At 61.6% G+C, this 3,245-nt stretch carries 2 protein-coding genes; both read left to right on the top strand.

All coding sequences use genetic code 11. The features are described 5' to 3' along the window. On the top strand, positions 1 to 1,372 hold a 1,372-nt coding region (locus NW829_RS10755; RefSeq protein WP_414417056.1), incomplete at its 5' end, for a TldD/PmbA family protein. Positions 1,373 to 1,524: 152 nt separating this feature from the next. Next, a complete protein-coding gene (locus NW829_RS10750) occupies positions 1,525 to 2,913 on the top strand; it encodes a glutamate-cysteine ligase family protein (RefSeq protein WP_414412675.1) in 1,389 nt (462 codons plus the stop codon). Positions 2,914 to 3,245 lie beyond the last annotated feature (332 nt).

Below are 3,245 nucleotides of genomic sequence, written 5' to 3'. Positions count from 1 at the left end.
CTCTTGCCATCTCACTTTTATGCCCAGCTCCATCATTTCCCCGGAAAACCTGCTGGATCTCTGTGAACAGGGTGTACACAAGGCATTGGCTGCTGGAGCCGACCAGGCAGAAGTGTTTGCCAACTCAGGCCGGGAAACGGAAGTCACGTTTGAAAAAAACGACCTGAACCTGGCCCGCAGCAGCAGCGAGACCCTGTTCGGCATTCGGGTTTTCTGTGGCGGCAGGCTGGGCTTTGCCACCTCCAACCGCCCGGAAGAGTTAGCTGAGACGGCGGCTGAGGCTGTGACCATGGCCAAGGCTTCGCCGGCGGATCCTCTCAACGGGCTGCCGGAGCCCCAACCTTTGCCCCAGGTGCCCTTTGCCCTTGATCCGGGGCTGCTGGAACTGGATGCCGCCACCCTGACCCAGTTGGGATCCCAATTGCTGGAGTGGGTGCGATCCAAAGACCCTCGCATCACCATCGACAGCGGCTCCCTCAGCGTGGAGGAAGAGACCCTGGCCATCGCCTCTTCCACCGGCATCCGGGCCAACTACCACAGTGTCGAGGCGGGGGGATCCCTGTTTGGCATGGCCATCGACGGGGACGAGGTGGGCAGCTTTGCCTACGACGGCGACAGTGTGCAGAAGCGGGCCGATCTGGTGCCGGCGCTGGAGCGGGCTTTTGATCGCTTTGTCCAGAAATGCGTGGGCGCGCTGGGGGCTGGCGAGGGGGAGAGCTTCCGCGGCCCCATTGTCCTGCCGCCAGATGTGGTGGAGGAGTTTCTAGGGGATCTCCTCTTTGTGCTGGGGGCGGATGCGGTGCGCAAAGGCAAAAGCCCCTTGGCGCAAAAAATGGGATCCCGGATCGCCAGCCCGTTGCTCACCGTGGTTTCTGAAGGCCTGGGCCTGCCCGGCTACCCCATTGAGCCCTTTGACCGCGAAGGGATCCCGCGCCAGATTACCCCCCTGATTCATGAAGGGATCCTCTGCAACTTCATGTACAACAGCTACGAGTCCCGCGCTGCTGGCGTTCCCTCCAACGGCCATGCCACAGGGGGAGCAGGCAGCCTGCCGGGGGTGGGGCCAGCTTGTTTGAGAGTGGCCCCAGGGACAACCCCCCTGTCCGAGCTCTACGCGATGGATCGGGGAGTTATCGTCACCCGCCTCTCCGGCAGCAGCAACCCCATTACCGGTGACTTTTCTGGGGTGGTGAAAGGGGGCTTCTTGGTCAAAGGCGGCGAGAAACGCCCCATCCTGGAGACCACCATTGCCGGCAATCTCTACGATTGTTTGCGCAATATCTCCGCCATTTCCCAGGAAGTAACGGTTTTCAACGGCACGGCTGCCTTTCCCGCCCTGCGCATTGAAGATGTATCCATCACTGCGGGCTAAGTAAAGCTAGGGGTGTCGAGATCCCGGCAACAGCGATTAACCTCATTCCCAAAAGCTGCGGAGTTGTTCCCATGGGCCAGGAGATCACCTGCCTCCGTTTTGGTACTGCAGACTTTGCTCAGTTTGCAGCTCGGCTCCAGCAAGAGACGAAGTTGCTCGAGCGCTGGTTGGCCGGTGCGCCGGGGCTGGATCCCGCCTGCCGGCCCTTTGCCCAGGGATCCCCGGTGGGCGGGTTTGAGCTGGAGGCGTGGCTGGTCACCCCTCAGGGGGATCCGGCCCCGATCAACTCAGCCTACCTGGAAGCGGTGAATGATCCGCTGGTGGTGCCGGAACTGGCCCAGTTTAACGTGGAGATCAACAGCCGGCCCCAAGTTTTGACCGGCTTAGCTCTGCGGCAGTTTCAGCAAGAGCTGGGCCAAACGTGGGATCGCTGTTGCCGGGTGGCCGAACACTTGCAGGTGGGGTTGATGATGATCGGCATTTTGCCTACGGTGCAGCAACGGCAATTGACCCTGGAGATGATCTCGCCCCGCAAGCGTTACCTGGCCCTCAACGAGCAGATCCTGAACTTGCACCGGCGCGAGCAATCCCAAGCGATCCCTTCCCTGGGGCTAGATATCGAAGGACCGGCTGGGCGGTTGCGGGTTACCCACCCGGACATCATGCTGGAGGCGGCGACCACCTCCTTTCAAATCCATCTGCAGGTATCCCCCCAACAGGCGGCCCGTTACTTCAACGCTTCCCTGCTCGTGTCAGCCCCCTTGGTGGCGCTGGCGGCCAATTCTCCCTACCTATTCGGGCACAACCTGTGGGCAGAAACCCGCATCCCTTTGTTCGAGCAGGCCCTAGATGGGCCACCCCCCCTTGCCCCCACCCACTACCCCCGCGTCACCTTCGGGCAAGGGTATGTCCAGGGATCCCTAATGGAGCTGTTCTGGGAAAACCTGCATCGCTACCCGGTGGTATTGCCACAAAGGTTAGCCACTTCCCCATCAGAGCTGGCCCATTTGCGCCTCCACAACGGCACCATCTGGCGCTGGAACCGACCCCTGATCGGCTTGGATCCCGTTCCCCACTTGCGCATCGAACAGCGGGTGGCAGCGGCAGGCCCAACCCTACCCGACATGATCGCCAATGCGGCCTTCTACTTTGGCCTGGTGCAAGCCTTGGGATCCCAGCCCGTCCCCCCCGAGCAGGAGCTGAGCTTTGCCCAGTGCCGCGCCAATTTCTACACGGCGGCCCGCTGGGGTCTGGAGGCCCCCATCACTTGGCTCAAGGGTTGGCAGGGATCCCTGCGCCAATTGCTGCTGGAAGAGCTGATCCCCCAAGCAGAGGCGGGTTTGGTTCAACTGGATCTGGCCCCCTCCGATATTCAGGAGTACCTGGGCATTCTCCGCGCCCGGGTGGAGTCGGGGCAGAATGGGGCCACCTGGCAGCGCCGCTATGTCGCCCGGCATGGTAAAGATATGCAACAATTGACCTGTGCCTACTGGGAACGGCAGCGGCAAGGCCAACCGGTACACACCTGGGATCTCAGCTAGGGCTCTCTCCACAGCCGGTTGTACCAGCGGTGGGCCACCGCGGCGGCAGGGTGGACCCTTGCTCAAATTTCGAGCGGGCAGATTCTTGCTCAGAGGGTCTTTCGCGACCCGAGCTACCGCAGCGAAACGGTTCATTTGGACTCCCGCTCCCTCCCACCCTAGGGCCAGAAGCCAGAAGTTTGAGTCGAGCCTCTTAGCCCAAACAGTATGCTCACCGTTCTCGATCATCTACCGGATCAACTGCTGGATCTAGAGGCCCATCAGCTTTACGACCGATTGGGTGGGCCAACCCTCATCCATCTGCCGGGACGACGGGATCCCGCCCTGTTTGT

The sequence above is a fragment of the Synechococcus sp. R55.8 genome, assembly GCF_047461895.1.
In the GTDB taxonomy this organism is placed as follows: domain Bacteria; phylum Cyanobacteriota; class Cyanobacteriia; order Thermostichales; family Thermostichaceae; genus Thermostichus.
Note: the sequence above shows the minus strand (reverse complement) of the source record. Positions and strands in the feature narration are given on the sequence as shown.